Annotated in this window: 16 protein-coding genes; 3 read left to right on the top strand and 13 right to left on the bottom strand. The window is 71.0% G+C overall.

Features of this window, described 5'->3' with window-relative positions; translation table 11 throughout:
- Positions 1 to 14: 14 nt before the first annotated feature.
- From QNO09_RS29405 to QNO09_RS29385, 5 genes are all read right to left on the bottom strand, one after another.
- On the bottom strand, positions 15 to 1721 hold the full coding sequence (locus QNO09_RS29405; RefSeq protein WP_283973285.1) for a bifunctional uroporphyrinogen-III C-methyltransferase/uroporphyrinogen-III synthase: 1707 nt from the start codon (positions 1719 to 1721) through the stop codon (positions 15 to 17).
- A complete protein-coding gene (gene hemC / locus QNO09_RS29400) occupies positions 1718 to 2677 on the bottom strand; it encodes a hydroxymethylbilane synthase (protein ID WP_283973284.1) in 960 nt (319 codons plus the stop codon). Before hemC ends, QNO09_RS29405 begins: the two co-directional genes overlap by 4 nt.
- The gene (locus tag QNO09_RS29395) at positions 2674 to 4446 is read right to left on the bottom strand and encodes a glutamyl-tRNA reductase (protein ID WP_283973283.1); all 1773 of its coding nucleotides are present in this window, start codon (positions 4444 to 4446) and stop codon (positions 2674 to 2676) included. Before QNO09_RS29395 ends, hemC begins: the two co-directional genes overlap by 4 nt.
- On the bottom strand, positions 4443 to 5207 hold the full coding sequence (locus QNO09_RS29390; RefSeq protein ID WP_283973282.1) for a redox-sensing transcriptional repressor Rex: 765 nt from the start codon (positions 5205 to 5207) through the stop codon (positions 4443 to 4445). Before QNO09_RS29390 ends, QNO09_RS29395 begins: the two co-directional genes overlap by 4 nt.
- Positions 5208 to 5520: 313 nt before the next feature.
- Positions 5521 to 5790, bottom strand: a complete 270-nt coding sequence (locus QNO09_RS29385; protein WP_283973281.1) for a glutaredoxin family protein — start codon at positions 5788 to 5790, stop codon at positions 5521 to 5523.
- Positions 5791 to 5962: 172 nt separating this feature from the next.
- On the opposite strand from QNO09_RS29385, the gene QNO09_RS29380 reads away from it, so the two are divergent.
- From QNO09_RS29380 to QNO09_RS29370, 3 genes are all read left to right on the top strand, one after another.
- The gene (locus tag QNO09_RS29380; RefSeq protein ID WP_283973280.1) at positions 5963 to 6880 is read left to right on the top strand and encodes an HAD family hydrolase; all 918 of its coding nucleotides are present in this window, start codon (positions 5963 to 5965) and stop codon (positions 6878 to 6880) included.
- Positions 6881 to 7229: 349 nt separating this feature from the next.
- A complete protein-coding gene (locus tag QNO09_RS29375; protein WP_030840376.1) occupies positions 7230 to 8000 on the top strand; it encodes an ECF subfamily RNA polymerase sigma factor, BldN family in 771 nt (256 codons plus the stop codon).
- 236 nt (positions 8001 to 8236) lie between these two features.
- A complete protein-coding gene (locus QNO09_RS29370; RefSeq protein ID WP_283973279.1) occupies positions 8237 to 9487 on the top strand; it encodes a DUF5667 domain-containing protein in 1251 nt (416 codons plus the stop codon).
- Between the two features lie 212 nt (positions 9488 to 9699).
- Here QNO09_RS29370 and QNO09_RS29365 read toward each other — a convergent pair whose 3' ends face one another.
- From QNO09_RS29365 to QNO09_RS29330, 8 genes are all read right to left on the bottom strand, one after another.
- On the bottom strand, positions 9700 to 10755 hold the full coding sequence (locus QNO09_RS29365; RefSeq protein WP_283973278.1) for a lysophospholipid acyltransferase family protein: 1056 nt from the start codon (positions 10753 to 10755) through the stop codon (positions 9700 to 9702).
- A gap of 14 nt (positions 10756 to 10769) precedes the next feature.
- Positions 10770 to 11831 (bottom strand): NAD-dependent epimerase/dehydratase family protein, encoded by a 1062-nt coding sequence (locus QNO09_RS29360; RefSeq protein ID WP_283973277.1) that lies wholly within the window; start codon positions 11829 to 11831, stop codon positions 10770 to 10772.
- 200 nt (positions 11832 to 12031) lie between these two features.
- Positions 12032 to 12130: a 30S ribosomal protein bS22 gene (locus QNO09_RS29355; protein ID WP_003948845.1), complete on the bottom strand. Its 99-nt coding sequence runs from the start codon at positions 12128 to 12130 to the stop codon at positions 12032 to 12034.
- 156 nt (positions 12131 to 12286) lie between these two features.
- Positions 12287 to 12499, bottom strand: a complete 213-nt coding sequence (locus tag QNO09_RS29350) for a helix-turn-helix domain-containing protein (protein ID WP_004984898.1) — start codon at positions 12497 to 12499, stop codon at positions 12287 to 12289.
- 129 nt (positions 12500 to 12628) lie between these two features.
- On the bottom strand, positions 12629 to 13444 hold the full coding sequence (locus tag QNO09_RS29345) for a phosphatase (protein ID WP_283973276.1): 816 nt from the start codon (positions 13442 to 13444) through the stop codon (positions 12629 to 12631).
- A gap of 84 nt (positions 13445 to 13528) precedes the next feature.
- A complete protein-coding gene (locus tag QNO09_RS29340) occupies positions 13529 to 14701 on the bottom strand; it encodes an acetoin utilization protein AcuC (protein WP_283973275.1) in 1173 nt (390 codons plus the stop codon).
- A complete protein-coding gene (locus QNO09_RS29335) occupies positions 14652 to 15869 on the bottom strand; it encodes an MFS transporter (protein ID WP_283973274.1) in 1218 nt (405 codons plus the stop codon). The genes QNO09_RS29340 and QNO09_RS29335 overlap by 50 nt, the downstream gene beginning before the upstream one ends.
- Before the next feature lie 225 nt (positions 15870 to 16094).
- Positions 16095 to 16739, bottom strand: a complete 645-nt coding sequence (locus tag QNO09_RS29330) for an HAD family hydrolase (RefSeq protein ID WP_283973273.1) — start codon at positions 16737 to 16739, stop codon at positions 16095 to 16097.
- Positions 16740 to 16859 lie beyond the last annotated feature (120 nt).

Here is a 16859-nt window from a genome sequence, read left to right as displayed (position 1 = left end):
AGAACCGGACGGGACTACGTCGTCGAACGCCGCCGCCGGGCCCCCGGCCGCCGCTCACTCGGCCGCGTCACGGGATCCCCCGCCTCCACAGCGGCAGCTCTCCGCTTCGCGCCGAAGTCGGCCAGGGCTTCGGCCAGCTTGTGGACGGACGGCTCGGGAGCCATCACGTCCACCCGCAGCCCGTGCTCCTCGGCGGTCTTCGCCGTGGCCGGGCCGATACAGGCGATCACGGTGACGTTGTGCGGCTTGCCGGCGATGCCGACCAGGTTCCGCACGGTCGACGACGAGGTGAAGAGAACGGCGTCGAACCCGCCGCCCTTGATCGCCTCACGCGTCTCCGCCGGCGGCGGCGAGGCCCGCACGGTCCGGTAGGCCGTGACGTCGTCGACCTCCCAGCCGAGCTCGATCAGCCCGGCCACCAGCGTCTCGGTGGCGATGTCGGCACGCGGCAGGAACACTCTGTCGATCGGGTCGAAGACCGGGTCGTAGGGCGGCCAGTCCTCCAGCAGACCGGCGGCCGACTGCTCACCGCTCGGCACCAGGTCCGGCTTCACACCGAACGCGATCAGCGCCTTCGCCGTCTGCTCGCCGACGGCCGCGACCTTGATGCCCGCGAAGGCACGCGCGTCGAGCCCGTACTCCTCGAACTTCTCCCGCACCGCCTTGACCGCGTTCACCGAGGTGAAGGCGATCCACTCGTAGCGGCCCGTGACGAGTCCCTTGACCGCGCGCTCCATCTGCTGGGGCGTGCGCGGCGGCTCGACGGCGATCGTCGGCACCTCGTGCGGCACGGCCCCGTACGACCGCAGCTGGTCGGAGAGCGACGCCGCCTGCTCCTTCGTCCGCGGCACGAGCACCTTCCAGCCGAACAGCGGCTTGGACTCGAACCACGCGAGCTGGTCGCGCTGGGCGGCGGCGGAACGCTCACCGACCACGGCTATCACCGGCCGGCCGCCGTCGGGCGAGGGCAGCACCTTGGCCTGCTTCAGCGTCTGCGCGATCGTACCGAGCGTGGCGGTCCAGGTGCGCTGCCGGGTGGTCGTACCGCCGACGGTGACCGTCATCGGGGTGTCCGGCTTGCGTCCGGCGGAGACCAACTCGCCGGCCGCCGCGGCGACGGAGTCCAGCGTCGTGGACACGACGACCGTGCCGTCCGACGCCCCGACCTCCGTCCAGCACCGGTCGGACGCCGTGCGCGCGTCCACGAACCGCACGTCCGCGCCCTGCGCGTCCCGTAGCGGCACACCGGCGTAGGCGGGCACACCGACGGCGCTCGCGATACCGGGGACGACCTCGAAGGGCACCCCGGCGGCGACGCACGCCAGCATCTCCTCGGCGGCGTACGTGTCGAGGCCCGGGTCACCGGACACCGCACGCACGACCCGCCTGCCGCCCCGCGCGGCCTCCATGACAAGATGTGCGGCATCCCGCACCGCGGGGACGGGCGCGGTGGTTGACGTGCCGTCAACTACCGTCAGCTGGGGCGCTCCTGTGCCCGGAGCCGGATCCTGGGAAGGATCCGTGTCCGTGTGCACTTCGGAGACGCCCTGCCTGGCGTGCTGACGTACGACGTCGAGCACCTCGTGCTCGGCGACGAGGACGTCCGCGTGCGCCAGCGCCTCGACGGCGCGCAAGGTCAGCAGTCCCGGATCTCCGGGTCCGGCACCCAGGAAGGTGACGTGCCCGTGGTCGGGACCGGCGGAAAGGGCGGTGGGGCTCACTGTGCTCGCTCCCCCATCAGACCGGCCGCGCCCTGGGCGAGCATCTCGGCCGCGAGTTCGCGACCGAGCGCCATTGCCCCGTCGTGCGTCTCGGGCACGGGACCGGTGGTGGACAGCTGCACCATGCGCGTGCCGTCGGTGGTGCCGACGACGGCGCGCAGGCGCATTTCCTTGACAATCTGCCCGTCGGCCAAAAGGTCGGCCAACGCACCCACAGGGGCGCTGCAACCGGCCTCCAGGGCGGCGAGCAGTGATCGCTCGGCCGTCACGGCGATCCGCGTGAACGGGTCGTCGAGTTCGGCGAGCGCGGCGACGAGGTCCGCGTTGGCCGCGGTGCACTCGATCGCCAGGGCCCCCTGGCCGGGGGCGGGCAAAACCGTGTCGACCGACAGGAAGTCGGTCACCTCGTCACCGCGGCCGATCCGGTTCAGCCCGGCGGCGGCCAGCACGACGGCGTCGAGCTCTCCGCTGCGCACGAACCCGATGCGGGTGTCGACGTTGCCGCGGATCGGAACCGTCGCTATGTCCAGCCCGTGGCTGCGGGCGTACGCGTTGAGCTGCGCCATGCGGCGCGGCGAGCCCGTACCGATGCGCGCCCCGGAGGGCAGGTCGGTGAACTTCAGCGCGTCCCGGGCGACGATCACGTCCCGCGGGTCCTCCCGGACGGGCACGGCGGCCACGACCAGGTCGTCGGGTTGTGTGGTCGGCAGGTCCTTCAGCGAGTGCACCGCGAAGTCGACCTCGCCCTTGAGCAGCGCGTCGCGCAGGGCGGTGACGAACACGCCGGTGCCGCCGATCTGGGCGAGCGCCTCACGCGAGACATCGCCGTACGTGGTGATCTCGACGAGCTCGACGGGCCGCCCGGTCACCCGGCTCACGGCCTCGGCCACCTGCCCGGACTGGGCCATGGCGAGCCTGCTGCGCCGGGTACCGAGCCTCAGCGTCTTGTCGTTCATGCCGGCCCTCGGTCTTTCTCGGTGGTGCTGTCCTCGGCCCGGGAGACGGCGGCAACCGTCTCGGGGTCGAGGTCGAACAGGGTCCGCAGCGCGTCCGCGTACCCGGCGCCGCCGGGTTCGGCCGCGAGTTGCTTGACCCGCACGGTCGGCGCGTGGAGCAGTTTGTCGACCACGCGCCGCACGGTCTGAGTGATCTCCGCTCGGTGTTTGTCGTCGAGACCGGGAAGCCGCCCGTCCAGCCGGGCGATCTCGCCGGCCACGACATCGGCGGCCATGGTGCGCAGGGCGACCACGGTCGGTGTGATGTGCGCGGCCCGCAGTGCTGCCCCGAACGCCGCGACCTCGTCGGAGACGATACGCCGGACCTGGTCCACATCGGCAGCCATCGGAGCGCCCGCGGAGGCCTCCGCCAGCGATTCGATGTCCACCAGCCGCACCCCGCCCAGCCGGTGCACGGCCGCGTCGATGTCGCGCGGCATCGCCAGGTCCAGCAGGAAGAGCACGGGCTCGGGCCGTTGCGGCTCCTCGACCGGCTCGGGCCGGCGCCGCTCGGGGATGCGCCCGACGGTGGCCACGGTCGCGGCGAGCGCGGCGATGGCGTCGGTGTCCGCGGCCGGGTCGAGCGTGCCGGCCGTTCCCGGCCGGGCCGGGCCGCCCGCACGCCGGTCGCCGCCCACCGTGCCGTTGTCCACCCAGGCCGCGTGCTGCTCCAGGTCGGCGGCGGCCATTCCGGCCACGGCGGCCTCGCCCAGCACGGAGAATCCGGCGGTGCCCTGCACCGAGGACAGCTCCAGCGGACAGCCGTCCTCGCCGCCGAGGCCGGTGCCCGGAGCACCGCCCCGCTGCGCGCCGGGCCCGGCCGCGGAGCCGGACTCGCCGCCCGGCGCCCCCGGTCCGTCCTTGCCGGGCACGGCCCGCGGCGCGGGCGTACGCCCCTCGACCGCGTCCGTGACCGACTCGGCCGTCAGGACCAGGCCCGTCGCGCCGGTGCACGAGACGGCGACGTCGGCACGTGTCAGCTCGGCCGGTACCGACTCCATCGGTATCGCGCGGGCCGCCACGTCCGTGTCGTCGCCCTCCATGAGGATCTGGGCGAGACGCTCGGCGCGGTCCACGGTGCGGTTGGCGACGACGATCTCGGCGACACCGGCCCGCGCGAGCGTGGCCGCGGCCAGGGAGGACATCGACCCGGCCCCGATGACCAGGGCCCTCTTGCCCCGGGCCCACTGCTGTACGTCGCCGCCCCGGGCCAGCTGCTCCAGGCCGAAGGTGACCAGGGACTGGCCGGCGCGGTCGATGCCGGTCTCGGTGTGGGCGCGCTTGCCGACCCTGAGCGCCTGCTGGAACAGGTCGTTCAGGAGGCGGCCGGCGGAGTGCAGGTCCTGCGCCCGGGCCAGGGAGTCCTTGATCTGGCCGAGGATCTGCCCCTCGCCGACGACCATCGACTCCAGGCCGCAGGCCACCGAGAACAGGTGGTGGACGGCCCGGTCCTCGTAGTGCACGTAGAGATAGGGGGTGAGCTCCTCCAGGCCGACCCCGCTGTGCTGGGCGAGCAGCGTGGACAGCTCGGCGACACCGGCGTGGAACTTGTCCACGTCGGCGTAGAGCTCGATGCGGTTGCAGGTGGCGAGCACCGCGGCCTCGGAGGCCGGTTCGGCGGCGACCGTGTCCTGGAGCAGCTTGACCTGCGCGTCCGCGGGCAGCGCGGCCCGCTCCAGCACGCTGACCGGGGCGCTGCGGTGGCTCAGTCCGACGACGAGGAGACTCATGCCGGCATCACGGCGGGCATGTCCCCCTCGGGCCCCTGGTCGGCGGAGTCACTGCGGGCGGCGGCGGGCGGCAGGGCGCCGTCGGCGTTCGCGGCCTCCTCGCCGGCCTTGCGCTGCTCGTGGAAGGCGAGGATCTGCAGTTCGATGGAGAGGTCGACCTTGCGCACGTCGACGCCGTCCGGCACGGACAGCACGGTCGGCGCGAAGTTCAGGATGGAGGTGACACCGGCGGCCACGAGCCGGTCGCAGACCGCCTGGGCGGCACCGGCGGGAGTGGCGATGACACCGATCGACACGCCGTTGTCCTGGATGATCTTCTCCAGGTCGTCGGAGTGCTGCACCGGGATCCCGGCGACGGGCTTGCCGGCCATGGCCGGATCGGCGTCGATCAGCGCGGCGACCCGAAACCCGCGGGAGGCGAAACCGCCGTAGTTGGCGAGGGCGGCGCCGAGGTTACCGATACCGACGATCACGACCGGCCAGTCCTGGGTGAGCCCCAGTTCGCGGGAGATCTGGTACACGAGATACTCGACGTCGTAGCCGACACCCCTGGTCCCGTACGACCCGAGGTAGGAGAAGTCCTTGCGCAGCTTCGCGGAGTTGACCCCCGCGGCGGCCGCGAGCTCCTCGGAGGAGACCGTGGGAACCGAGCGCTCCGACAACGCGGTCAGAGCGCGGAGGTACAGCGGAAGCCGGGCGACGGTGGCCTCGGGAATCCCTCGGCTGCGGGTCGCCGGTCGGTGAGTTCGGCCAGTTGCCACGGTGCTCCTGCGGGTAGAGCGGGGCTGTAGGCGGTCATACGTCCCTACATGACCGCCCCGTCGAATGCAGGCTATGTCTTTGTGAACGCGTGCACAAAGATGGTGTCCGATTTGCCCGGCCAACGTGACCGGGGTCACGCGCCCCCGGCGCACGCGCAGGGAACCGGCGCATACGCACCACCGTTCCTTGTCTTTCGGGGGCAAAACCGCACACTCTCCTCAGCGAATCCCGCCCCCGAGACCAAGTCACCATCGATCCTAAGCGACCCGGCGGCCTCTTTGGACTGATCGGTCAGTCGCTCACGGGGTGGGATCAGTCGGTCAGCGCCTTGCGCAGGCGCTCCTCGTTCACGCGCCAGAACGTGTGCTGGCGGCCGTCCACCAGCACGACCGGGATCTGCTCCCAGTACTGGTCGTGCAGTTCCCGATCCTCGGTGATGTCCTTCTGCTCCCAGGGGACTCCGAGATCACCGCACACCTTCTCCACAACGACCTGTGCGTCATCACACAGATGACAGCCGGGCTTGCGGATCAGGGTGACGAGCCGGTCCCGAGGGGGCCTGCGACGGAAGAGGGGACTCATGTCGGCCATTGTCCCGCGCCCGCGGCCAAGCGGAACCCTCGCGAAAGCGCCAGGAGGCGCGCCAACCCGCATCCGCCGCACGGGGCATCTTCGACGACACGCTTGCCGAGAGTTCACACGGTCCCAACCTCTCGGCTCCGGAACCACCGAACAGAATGGCTATGCTCACGCCATGGCCGCTCTCGGATGGCTCACTCCCCGTAGGCGCTCCGCCACGGCGCGGAGCGTTTTGGCAGGCGAGGCCTCGGCGGAGGCAGCACGCAAGTCCTCACAAGAGGTCGCCGGCTCGACCGAGGAACCGCAGTTCCCGGTCCACGGCGACGACCGGGCCGCCGCCTTCTTCGACCTGGACAACACCGTCATGCAGGGCGCCGCCCTCTTCCACTTCGGCCGCGGCCTGCACAAGCGGAAGTTCTTCGAGACGCGCGACCTCGCGAAGTTCGCCTGGCAGCAGGCGTGGTTCCGCCTCGCCGGGGTCGAGGATCCCGAGCACATGCAGGAGGCCCGCGACTCGGCCCTGTCCATCGTCAAGGGCCATCGCGTCGCCGAACTGCAGTCGATCGGCGAGGAGATCTACGACGAGTACATGGCCGAGCGCATCTGGCCCGGCACCCGCGCCCTCGCCCAGGCCCACCTGGACGCAGGCCAGAAGGTGTGGCTGGTGACGGCCGCCCCCGTCGAGATCGCCACGGTCATCGCCCGCCGCCTCGGCCTGACCGGCGCCCTCGGCACGGTCGCCGAGTCCGTCGACGGCGTCTACACCGGCAAGCTCGTCGGCGAACCGCTGCACGGCCCCGCGAAGGCCGAGGCGGTCCGCGCCCTGGCCGCCGCCGAGGGCCTGGACCTCGGCCGCTGCGCCGCCTACAGCGACTCGCACAACGACATCCCGATGCTGTCGCTGGTCGGCCACCCGTACGCCATCAACCCGGACAGCAAGCTGCGCAAGCACGCCCGCCGGCTGGAGTGGCGCCTGCGCGACTACCGCACGGGCCGCAAGGCGGCCAAGGTCGGCATCCCGGCCGCGGCGGGCGTCGGCGCGGTCGCCGGCGGCACGGCGGCCGCCATCGCCCTGCACCGCCGCCGCCGCTGACCATCCGATCAATCCGGGACACCATCGTGTGCGGGATGACAAACCCCGTAAATCCAACTGGCGTACCCCCACAACCTCGTGTCCAGTCCTCTTGGCTGCACACGGCCACAACACGCCCCGGACTCAGCAGCAATCCGAACCGTTTCAATCAACAAGCGTTCACACTCCGGCACTTGATTCGGCGTCAATCGGTTACGGAAGCGACGTAATCGATGATTTGAGCAACTCGGTGTAGCAGTGCCTACACGAAGCGTTATTCTCCTCAGACGCAATCCGGTACCCCTCCGTCGCTACGACGGGTGAAAGGTCCCGCACTGCTCGTGATGGAAGCTCTGCCTCTGGGAGTCCCGTGTACCCACACGTCGGGGTTGACGCCTCGGGCCTGGCTACGCTGCGTGCAACGGTCCAAGACCTGTTGCGCGGCTTCGTCCCCACCGCGTACGCCGTCCCCGCATTCGCCACCGCCGCGCCCGTAGGCCCTTGCTACGCACTGGCCGACGGCAGCGCCGCGGTCGGCAGACGAGGGCGCCCGTCCGGCGCGGCCACCGCACGCCGGCCTGCCGCTGACAGCGACAGCGCCCGGATGATGGATCTCGTGGAGCGTGCCCAGGCGGGCGAGTCCGACGCCTTCGGCCGTCTCTACGACCAGTACAGCGACACCGTCTACCGGTACATCTACTACCGGGTCGGAGGAAAGGCGACCGCCGAGGACCTCACCAGCGAGACCTTTCTGCGTGCCCTGCGCCGCATCGGCACCTTCACCTGGCAGGGCCGTGACTTCGGCGCCTGGCTCGTCACCATCGCCCGCAACCTCGTCGCGGACCACTTCAAGTCCAGCCGCTTCCGCCTCGAGGTCACCACCGGCGAGATGCTCGACGCCAACGAGGTCGAGCGCTCCCCCGAGGACTCCGTCCTGGAGTCCCTCTCCAACGCCGCCCTGCTCGACGCCGTACGGCGGCTCAACCCCCAGCAGCAGGAGTGCGTGACGCTCCGCTTCCTCCAGGGCCTCTCCGTGGCCGAGACCGCCCGGGTGATGGGCAAGAACGAGGGCGCCATCAAGACCCTCCAGTACCGGGCCGTCCGCACCCTCGCCCGGCTCCTCCCGGAAGACGCCCGCTGACCGCCCCGCACAGACGGCGACACCCAACTCACGCTTCGTGAAAGTCCGTTGACTTCGGCATCCGATCAGCCGTGGTCCGTAACCCAAGTGCCACGCCGCTCGTTGTGCGGGATGCAGGCTCCCTGTGGTCACCCCCTGGCCGACTCCGATCACTCGATCGTGTGGTCGTGGTCAGGGTGTGCAACCCTCAGGACCCCCTGGGGAGTCGACCGTGATGACGAGAGGAGGTGCCGCCAGTGATCGCGAACGTATCGGCGCACCGGCGGGCGAACGCCTTCGCCCAGGCCCTGGAGGAGCAGTCCGAGCAGGGCACGGCGGCCGAGCAGCCCGAAGGATCGGCACCGGCCCCGGCAGTCGCGGCATCGAGCGAACAGGCCCGCCATCTGGCGCTGGCCTCGGGTCTCGCCGCGTTGCCCAAGCCGGAGCTCGACCCGGAGGTCAAGGTCGTCCAGCGGGCCCAGCTGGTGGCCGCGTTCGAGGCCATGCTGCAGGAGGGCACCGTGGGCGGCGGGGCGACGGACCGCGCGGTCCCCGAGCAGCGCTCCCGGACCCGTGGCGCTCACCGCGCGAGTTCGCTGAAGAAGTTCCGGCCGCGTTCCCGGCTCGCCAAGGGCCTCACCGCGGGCGGACTCAGTGTCGGCGTGGCCGCGAGCGCCTTCGGCGGAGTCTCCGCCGCCAGCTCGGACGCCCTGCCCGGTGATTCGCTCTACGGCCTCAAGCGCGGCATCGAGGACGTCAAGCTCGGCTTTGCCGACGGAGCGGACGAGCGCGGCCGGGTCTACCTCGACCACGCCTCCACCCGCCTCAGCGAAGCCCGGCGCCTGATGGAGCGCGGCCGCAGCGGCCCCCTGGACCACGAGTCCCTCGGCGAGATCCGCCGCGCCCTGTCCGGCATGCGGCACGACGCGTCGGAGGGCCACCGGCTGCTGAGCGAGGCGTACGAACACGACCCGGACTCACTCGGCCCCATCCAGGCCCTGTCCGCGTTCTCCCGCTCCCACCGCGAGGCCTGGGGGGAACTGCGCGAGCGACTTCCCGTCCAGCTCGGGGACGTCAGCGCGCAGGTCTCCTCGGTGTTCGAAGCCATAGAGGAAGACGTCGCCCCGCTGCGTTCCCTCCTGCCCGAGCCCCCGGCCACGAGCGGCGGCGACGGCCAGCGGCAGGGCGCGTCCGAGGCGGCCCCCAGCGGCTCCTCCGGCAGCGACCGCTCGACCCGCCCCAGCGACAGCGGCGGCAAGCACAGCGACGAGGGCCGCACCGGCAGTGGCAGCCCCAGCCGCTCGGCCGGCTCCGGCAGCGACAGCGACGGCCTGCTCGGCGGCAACACCGGCGGCCTGCTCGACCCGCCGAAGGACAAGGACAGCGAGGCGAGCACCTCCCCGTCCGCGGAGGGCACCACGCCGGTCCCCGAGCCGGACGTGACGCTCCCGCCGCTCCTGCCCGGACTGCTGCCCGGTCTGGGCATCGACGGCGAGGACGCGGACTAGACGGCCGCACAGCGAGAGCCGGGGGCGCCCCTTGCCCGAGGGGCGCCCCCGACGTCGTACGCGGAAGAGTCAGAAGAACACCGGCCGCCGCCGCACCAGCAGCTCGGCCCCTGCTGTCCGCCGCCCTCGCACCGCTTCGCAGGCCTCGGACAGCCGCGCCCGACTCCGTCGGACGGCCACGAACAACCGGCGCGCTGCCACGAACCCCGGCGTCAGAAGAACACCGACCGCCGCTGCACCAGCAGCTTGTACAGCGTGTGCTGGATCTGCTCCCTGACCTGGTCGGTCAGGTTGAACATCAGCATCGGGTCCTCGGCCGCCTCCGGCGGATAGCCGTCCGTGGGAATCGGCTCGCCGAACTGGATCGTCCACTTGGTCGGCAGCGGAATCGCCCCGAGCGGGCCGAGCCACGGGAACGTGGGCGTGAGCGGGAAGTACGGGAAGCCCAGCAGCCGCGCGACCGTCTTGGCGTTGCCGATCATCGGGTAGATCTCCTCCGCCCCGACGATCGAGCAGGGCACGATCGGCGTCCCCGCGCGCAGAGCCGTCGAGACGAAACCGCCGCGCCCGAAGCGCTGCAGCTTGTAGCGGTCCGCGAAGGGCTTGCCGAGGCCCTTGAACCCCTCCGGCATCACCCCGACCACTTCGCCCTGCTCCAGCAGCCGTGCCGCGTCCTCGGCGCACGCCAGGGTGTGACCGAGCTTGCGGGCCAGCTCGTTGACCACCGGCAGCATGAACACCAGGTCCGCGGCGAGCAGCCGCAGATGCCGACCCGCCGGATGGTTGTCGTGCACGGCGACCTGCATCATCAGCCCGTCCATCGGCAGCGTGCCGGAATGGTTGGCGACGATCAGCGCGCCGCCCTCGGACGGGATGTTCTCGACGCCCTTCACCTCGACCCGGAAGTACTGCTCGTACAGCGGGCGCAGCAGGGACATCAGGACCTGGTCGGTGAGCTCCTGGTCGTAGCCGAAGTCGTCGACCTCGTAGTCCCCGGTGAGGCGGCGGCGCAGGAAGGCCAGGCCGCCCGCGATCCGCCGTTCCAGCCCGCCGTCGCCGTCCCGGGCAGGCTCCGGCGGCTGTTCCTCAGAAGTCACAGGAACATCATCCTGCGGAACCGCCCTGGTGTGCAGAGGCTGCACCTCACGGACCGGCACGGACTCCGTGCCCGGGCGGCGGTTCCCGGCGCTCCGGCGCCGCTGGGGGCGCTGCGCGGCACCCCCTCGGGACCGGTCGTCGTCGAACGGAATGACCTTGGCGTCCGCCATCGTTGATGCGCTCCTCAGTTGGCGCTCTGCGTCGGGGAGTGTCCGCCGCCCGCGAGTGGCAGGCCGGCGATCCGGTCCACGGCCCCCGCGAGGGCCTCCGGCGGAAGAAGGCCGGGGCCCTGGCTGCGGGCGAAGTCCGCGAACGTCTCCGCGGTCGTGTACTTGGGCTGGAATCCCAGCGTCTCGCGCATCTGGCCCGTCGCCACGACCCGGCCGTGGGTGAGCAGCCGGATCTGCTCGGGCGAGAAGTCCGTCATACCCAGCGTACGCACCAGCGAGCCCGCCCAGGTGACGGCCGGGAGCAGCAGGGGCACGGTGGGGCGCCCCAGGCGCCGGGAGCACTGGGAGAGCAGGAGCACGCCGTCGCCGGCGATGTTGAAGGTGCCGCTGTTGAGCGTGCCCCGGCGGGGCTCGTGCGAGCCGATCCGCAGCACCTCGATCACGTCGTCCTCGTGCACGAACTGCAGCCGCGGGTCGTAGCCGAACACGGTCGGCAGGACCGGCAGCGCGAAGTACGAGGCGAGCGGTGTGTCCGCGGTCGGACCCAGGATGTTGGCGAACCGCAGCACGCACACGGCCACATCGGGCCTGCGGCGCGCGAAGCCGCGGACATAGCCCTCGACCTCGACGGTGTCCTTGGCGAAGCCGCCGCTGGGCAGGGACTTGGGCGGGGTCGTCTCGGTGAAGACGGCCGGGTCGCGGGGAGCGGAGCCGTAGACGTTGGTGCTGGACTTGACGACCAGCCGCTGCACGGCCGGGGACTTCTGGCAGGCACCGAGCAGCTGCATGGTGCCGATGACGTTGTTCTCCTTCAGGGACGCCCGGTTGCCGCTGCCCAGCGGCGTGCCCGTCACGTCCAGGTGGACGATCGTGTCGGCGCCCGTCTCGGCGAGCACGCGCGCGATGGTGGGCTGCCGGATGTCGGCCTGGATGAAGTCCGCACCGCCCAGATGGTGCTCGGGCGACACCGCGTCCACGGCGACGACCCGGTCCACCTCGGGGTCCCGCTGGATCCGCCGGACGAACCGGCCCCCCAGCTGGCGCGCCACTCCGGTCACGAGCACGACCTTGCCCAAGATCAGCGCCTTCCTTCCAGAACCTCTTGTTCCGCCGGGTTCCCCCGTGGGGCCAACTTAGCGGTTCGTCGTTGCGCTGTGATGACCGCCTGATGCGTGAAGTGACCGGAGTCGACCGGAGGTGGGAGGGCATATGCGTGTGGCCCCCCACCGGTGGTGGGGGGCCACAGCAACGCTCTCGCGGCGTCCGCGTCGCGAACCTACTTCTTGTTACGACGCTGAACGCGCGTGCGCTTGAGCAGCTTGCGGTGCTTCTTCTTCGCCATCCGCTTGCGCCGCTTCTTGATAACAGAGCCCACGACTACCCTCGCTCACTTCTCATCACTCGGTGTTTGGGCGCCATGGGCCCATACGACCTACGAGGGGTCAGCCTACCCGTCCGAGCGCTGAGGTCGTAATCGAGGAGGCCGGGGGGATCCCGATGTGCCCTGTGAGGGATCCCCCCGGCCCTGCCGTCAGGCGGTTTCCACCCCCACGTAGCTCTCGCGGAGGTACTCGTGAACCGCTTGCTCCGGGACGCGGAAGGACCGCCCCACACGGATCGCGGGCAGATGACCGCTGTGCACCAGTCGGTACACGGTCATCTTCGACACTCGCATCACCGAGGCGACTTCCGCCACGGTAAGGAACTGAACCTCGTTCAGAGGCCTCTCGCCAGCTGCAGCCATGACACACCTGAACCTTCCGCACTCGACGGCCACCGGCTTCCCCTTCCGGTGACTCTTCGTCGCTGCGTGCTCACTCCCCAATGTAGGGGCCAGTGATGCGAGTGGGGAAGAGGTGCACCCATCGGCGGCCTACTGTGACAGACACGCCCGATTGAGTACGTAGCGGGTAAGCGGCAGGTAGTAATCAGACCGCACGCCGTCATCAAGCGGAACGACGACGGACACGGACCCCTCGGCCTCTCCCACGAACAGCGCCGGGTCGTTCGTATCGGCCGGCCCGATGGCCTCGAACCCCAGCTGACCTGCTCCGCAGACCCACCCGTGGTCCCCGATCACCAGCTCGGGAAGAGGGCCGCCGGCCTCCGCACAAGCGGCCAGTACGGTACGAACCGGGAGAGGTGAGTGCGTATGTGCGCCGGGCTCACAACCGGGGCGTTCCGTTCCCGAGGTCCGCACCAGCGCGACTCCTCGTACGTAGTCGAGGTTGTACGTGCGTAGGCCGAACCGGGTCGTTATGTCGACACGACGACCCTGCGCGAGAGTGAGGACGGTACATCCCGCCGCCGACAGCGCGTCTGCCAGAGCGACGTAGAAACCGAGCAGGGCATGCGGGTGCCCGGTGCCGAGGAGCACGGGGGCACGGCGCCGGGCGGCCTCGGCGAGGCGTTCCGCGAAGGCGTCCAGCGCCGCCAGGGTACGCTCCGGATCGATCACGTCCTGGCCGGAAACCTGTCGGGGATTGGCCGAAACACCGCACCGGTCCGCCATCAGCTCGATCAACTCCCGCTCCCCCCACGACCTCTCGGGATCGATACCGAGCAGCACACGAGGGTCCCGGGCGGCGAAGAGCCGGTAACTGCGCAGGCCGGCCTCGCGAGAGGTCGCCACGGTTCCGGCGAGCCGTGCGCCCACCAGATGTGCGCGCAGGGCTTCGGTGGTCAGCACAGGAAGAGCGTGCGTGATCGGCGCTGCGCCTGTCCCGGGAACCGGCGAACACCGCACGGTCGGCCTACGGCGGGACCCGCTACCTCAGGCCAGCAGTCCCCGCAGCGGGAACACCGCCCGCCGGGCCGCCAGCACCGCCTGGTCCAACCGGTCCGCCGGGTCGTAGCCCTCGTCCCAGCCGCTCCAGGAGACGGGCCAGCGCCCGTCCGTCATCCGGCCCGGGGCCAACTGCCGCGTCCTGGCGAACACTTCCTGCCGCCAGCCCTCGGGGATCATCGCCTCGGGCTCCACGGCCCGGCCGGCCGCGATCGCGACCAGATGCGTCCACGACCGCGGCACGACGTCCACCACGGCGTAGCCACCCCCGCCCAGGGCCACCCACCGCCCGTCGGCGTACTCGTGCGCCAGGTCGTGACAGGCCACCTGCACCGCCCGCTGCGCGTCCAGCGACACCGCCAGGTGCGCCAGCGGGTCCTCGAAGTGCGTGTCGGCCCCGTGCTGCGTCACCAGCACCTGCGGCCGGAAGTCCGCGATCAGCTCCGGCACGACCGCGTGGAACGCCCGCAGCCACCCCGCGTCCCCGGTCCCGGCCGGCAGCGCCACGTTCACCGCCGAACCCTCCGCGCGGTCCGCCCCGGTCTCCTCCGGCCACCCGGTCTGCGGAAACAGCGTCCGGGGATGTTCGTGCAGGGAGATCGTCAGCACCCGCGGGTCCTCCCAGAACGCCGCCTGCACCCCGTCCCCGTGATGCACGTCGACGTCGATGTACGCGACCCGCTCGGCCCCGAGCTCCAGCAGCCGCGCGATGGCCAGCGAGGCGTCGTTGTAGATGCAGAACCCGGAGGCCCCGCCCGGCATGGCGTGGTGCAGCCCGCCCGCGAAGTTCACCGCGTGCAGCGCCTCACCCCGCCACACGGCCTCCGCCGCCCCCACCGACTGCCCGGCGATCAGCGCCGACACCTCGTGCATCCCGGCGAAGGCCGGGTCGTCCATCGTCCCCAGCCCGTACGACTGGTCCGCGGCCCCCGGGTCCGCCGAGGCCGCCTTCACGGCCCTGATGTAGTCCTCCCGGTGGACGAGCCGCAGCGTCGACTCCCCGGCCGCCTTCGCGGCGACGACCTCCACCTCACGGTCCAGCCCGAAGGCGCCGACCAGTCCCCGGGTCAGGGCGAGCCGGACCGGGTCCATCGGATGACCCGGACCGAAGTCATAGCCCGTTACTGCCTCGTCCCACATCAGCTGTGCGCGGCCGCTCATGCCCGCCACCGTATCGGTCCGGTTGAGCCGCGAACGACCGGGCGTACACCAGCGTCACCAGCACCAACACCATCGGCACGAGCATGGCCCCCCGATAGCTCCACAGATCCCCGAGCACCCCGACCAACGGCGAACCGATCAAAAACCCCACATAGTTGAAGACATTCAGTCGCGCGACAGCCGCATCCGAAGCCCCGGGGAACAGCCTGCCCGCCGCCGCGAACGTCTGCGGCACCAGCACGCACAATCCCAGGCCCAGCAGCGTGAACCCCAGCATCCCGAACCACGCCCCCGGCGCCACGGCCACCACGGCGAACCCGCCCGCCGCCACCAGCGCCCCGCCCCGCACCACCGCCACGGCCCCGAACCGCCGCACCCCGAGGTCCCCGATCGCCCGCCCCAGCAGCGTGGTGACCATGTACACGTTGTACGGCACGGTCGCCATCTGCTCGGAGCTGCCCAGCACGTCCTGGAGGTACTTCGCACTCCAGTTGGAGACCGTCGAGTCCCCGATGTACGCGACCGTCATCACCAGACACAACGGCAACAGCCACTTGAAGACGACCACCTGCCCCTCCCCGGCCTTCTCCTCCCCCGCGGGCGCCGCGTCCCGGTCGTCGACATACCACCGGCTCCCCACCAGCACGGCCGGCAGCAGCACCAGCACGACCGGCAGATACGACACCCACAACGCCAGCTGCCAGTGCGCCCCCACCCACGCCAGCGACGCCCCGACGATCCCGCCCAGGCTGTACGCCGCGTGGAAGCTGAGCATGATGCTGCGCCCGTACGACCGCTGCAGGCTCACGCCGAGCATGTTCATCGACGCGTCCAGCACCCCGACGGCGAGCCCGAACGCCGCCAGCGCCACCCCGAGCTCCACCATCCGCTCTCCGGCCCCGACGCCGAGCAGCGCCAGCAGCACCACCGGCTGGGACCACCGCAGCAGCAGGCTCGGCCGCACCCGCTTCACCAGCCGCTCGGTGGTCACGCTCCCGATGCCGGCGAGGATCGGCACCGCGGCCAGAAACGCGGGCAGCAGCGCGTCGGAGACCCCGTACCGGTCCTGGATGGCCGGGATCCTCGTCACGAGCAGAGCGAAGGCGACTCCCTGCACCAAGAAGCTGAACGCCAGCGAGGCCCTGCCGCGCCGCAGCACATCAGTCATGGCGGCGAGCGTAGGGCCCCGGCCTACCCGTGGGTAGATCCAGCCAAAGATGAATTTCCCTCACTTACGCCGTCGTTGGGCTCAAGCGGCCAGGGCAGGCGCGACCTCCAGGGCCTCTTCGGTCGCGTCCTCGACCAGGAACCGCTTGCGGGCCGCAGGTCATCATCGGCCGCCCCGCGATCCGCGTCGGCAGAAACGATCGTCCGGACCTCCGCTTGACAGAGTTCAGACGAGCAGGTCGGTCAACTCCGCCATGTCGGAGAAGAGGTGCGTGGCCCCGGTGAGCTTCTCCGCCGGTGTCATGGCGGTGAACCCGTGCACGTTCATGCCGGCCGCGATGGCCGCCCGCACCCCCAGCGGACTGTCCTCCACGACGACACACCGCCCGGGCGCCACGCCCATCCGCTCGGCGGCGTACAGGAACAGGTCGGGGGCCGGCTTGCCTCGCCCCACATCCTGCGAGCTGAAGATCCGGCCCTCGTCGAACCACCGGTCGAGCCCCGTCGCCCGATGCCCCACCCGGATCCGCTCATGGCTTCCGGAGGAGGCGACACAGTACGGCACCCCGTCCGCGGTCAGCTTCTCCAGGACATCGGAGGCCCCGGCCACGGCCACCAGTTCCCGCTCGAACGCCGCGAACACCCGCGCGTGGAAGACGTCGTCGAAGCTCTCCGGCAGCCGCTGCCCGGTCCGCTCAAGCACCAGCTCATGGATCCGGTGCATGGCCGACCCCATGTAGTCCCGAATGGACTCCTCGTACGAGGTGGGGTGCCCCAGCTCGGTGAGGTACGCCGCGAGCAACCGGTTGGAGATGGGCTCGCTGTCGACGAGCACACCGTCATTGTCGAAGATCACGAGGTCATAGCGCATGAATGGAGCCTAAACGCAGAAAACCCCCGCATCCGAAGATGCGGGGGTTTCACAAGAATTGTTCGGCGGCGTCCTACTCTCCCACAGGGTCCCCCCTGCAGTACCATCGGCGCTGTAAGG

Source organism: Streptomyces sp. 378, assembly GCF_030124145.1.
Lineage (GTDB): Bacteria > Actinomycetota > Actinomycetes > Streptomycetales > Streptomycetaceae > Streptomyces.
The sequence above is the reverse complement of the archived record's forward strand: the minus strand, read 5'-3'. Positions and strand labels throughout refer to the sequence as shown.

Coding starts and splice junctions, on each gene's coding strand:
- QNO09_RS29340 (WP_283973275.1), bottom strand. CDS start 14,701: ATGAGCGGCCGCGCACAGCTGATGTGGGACGAGGCAGTAACGGGCTAT.
- QNO09_RS29330 (WP_283973273.1), bottom strand. CDS start 16,739: ATGCGCTATGACCTCGTGATCTTCGACAATGACGGTGTGCTCGTCGAC.
- QNO09_RS29385 (WP_283973281.1), bottom strand. CDS start 5,790: ATGAGTCCCCTCTTCCGTCGCAGGCCCCCTCGGGACCGGCTCGTCACC.
- QNO09_RS29365 (WP_283973278.1), bottom strand. CDS start 10,755: ATGGCGGACGCCAAGGTCATTCCGTTCGACGACGACCGGTCCCGAGGG.
- QNO09_RS29395 (WP_283973283.1), bottom strand. CDS start 4,446: ATGAGTCTCCTCGTCGTCGGACTGAGCCACCGCAGCGCCCCGGTCAGC.
- QNO09_RS29335 (WP_283973274.1), bottom strand. CDS start 15,869: ATGACTGATGTGCTGCGGCGCGGCAGGGCCTCGCTGGCGTTCAGCTTC.
- QNO09_RS29350 (WP_004984898.1), bottom strand. CDS start 12,499: ATGGCTGCAGCTGGCGAGAGGCCTCTGAACGAGGTTCAGTTCCTTACC.
- QNO09_RS29380 (WP_283973280.1), top strand. CDS start 5,963: ATGGCCGCTCTCGGATGGCTCACTCCCCGTAGGCGCTCCGCCACGGCG.
- hemC (WP_283973284.1), bottom strand. CDS start 2,677: ATGAACGACAAGACGCTGAGGCTCGGTACCCGGCGCAGCAGGCTCGCC.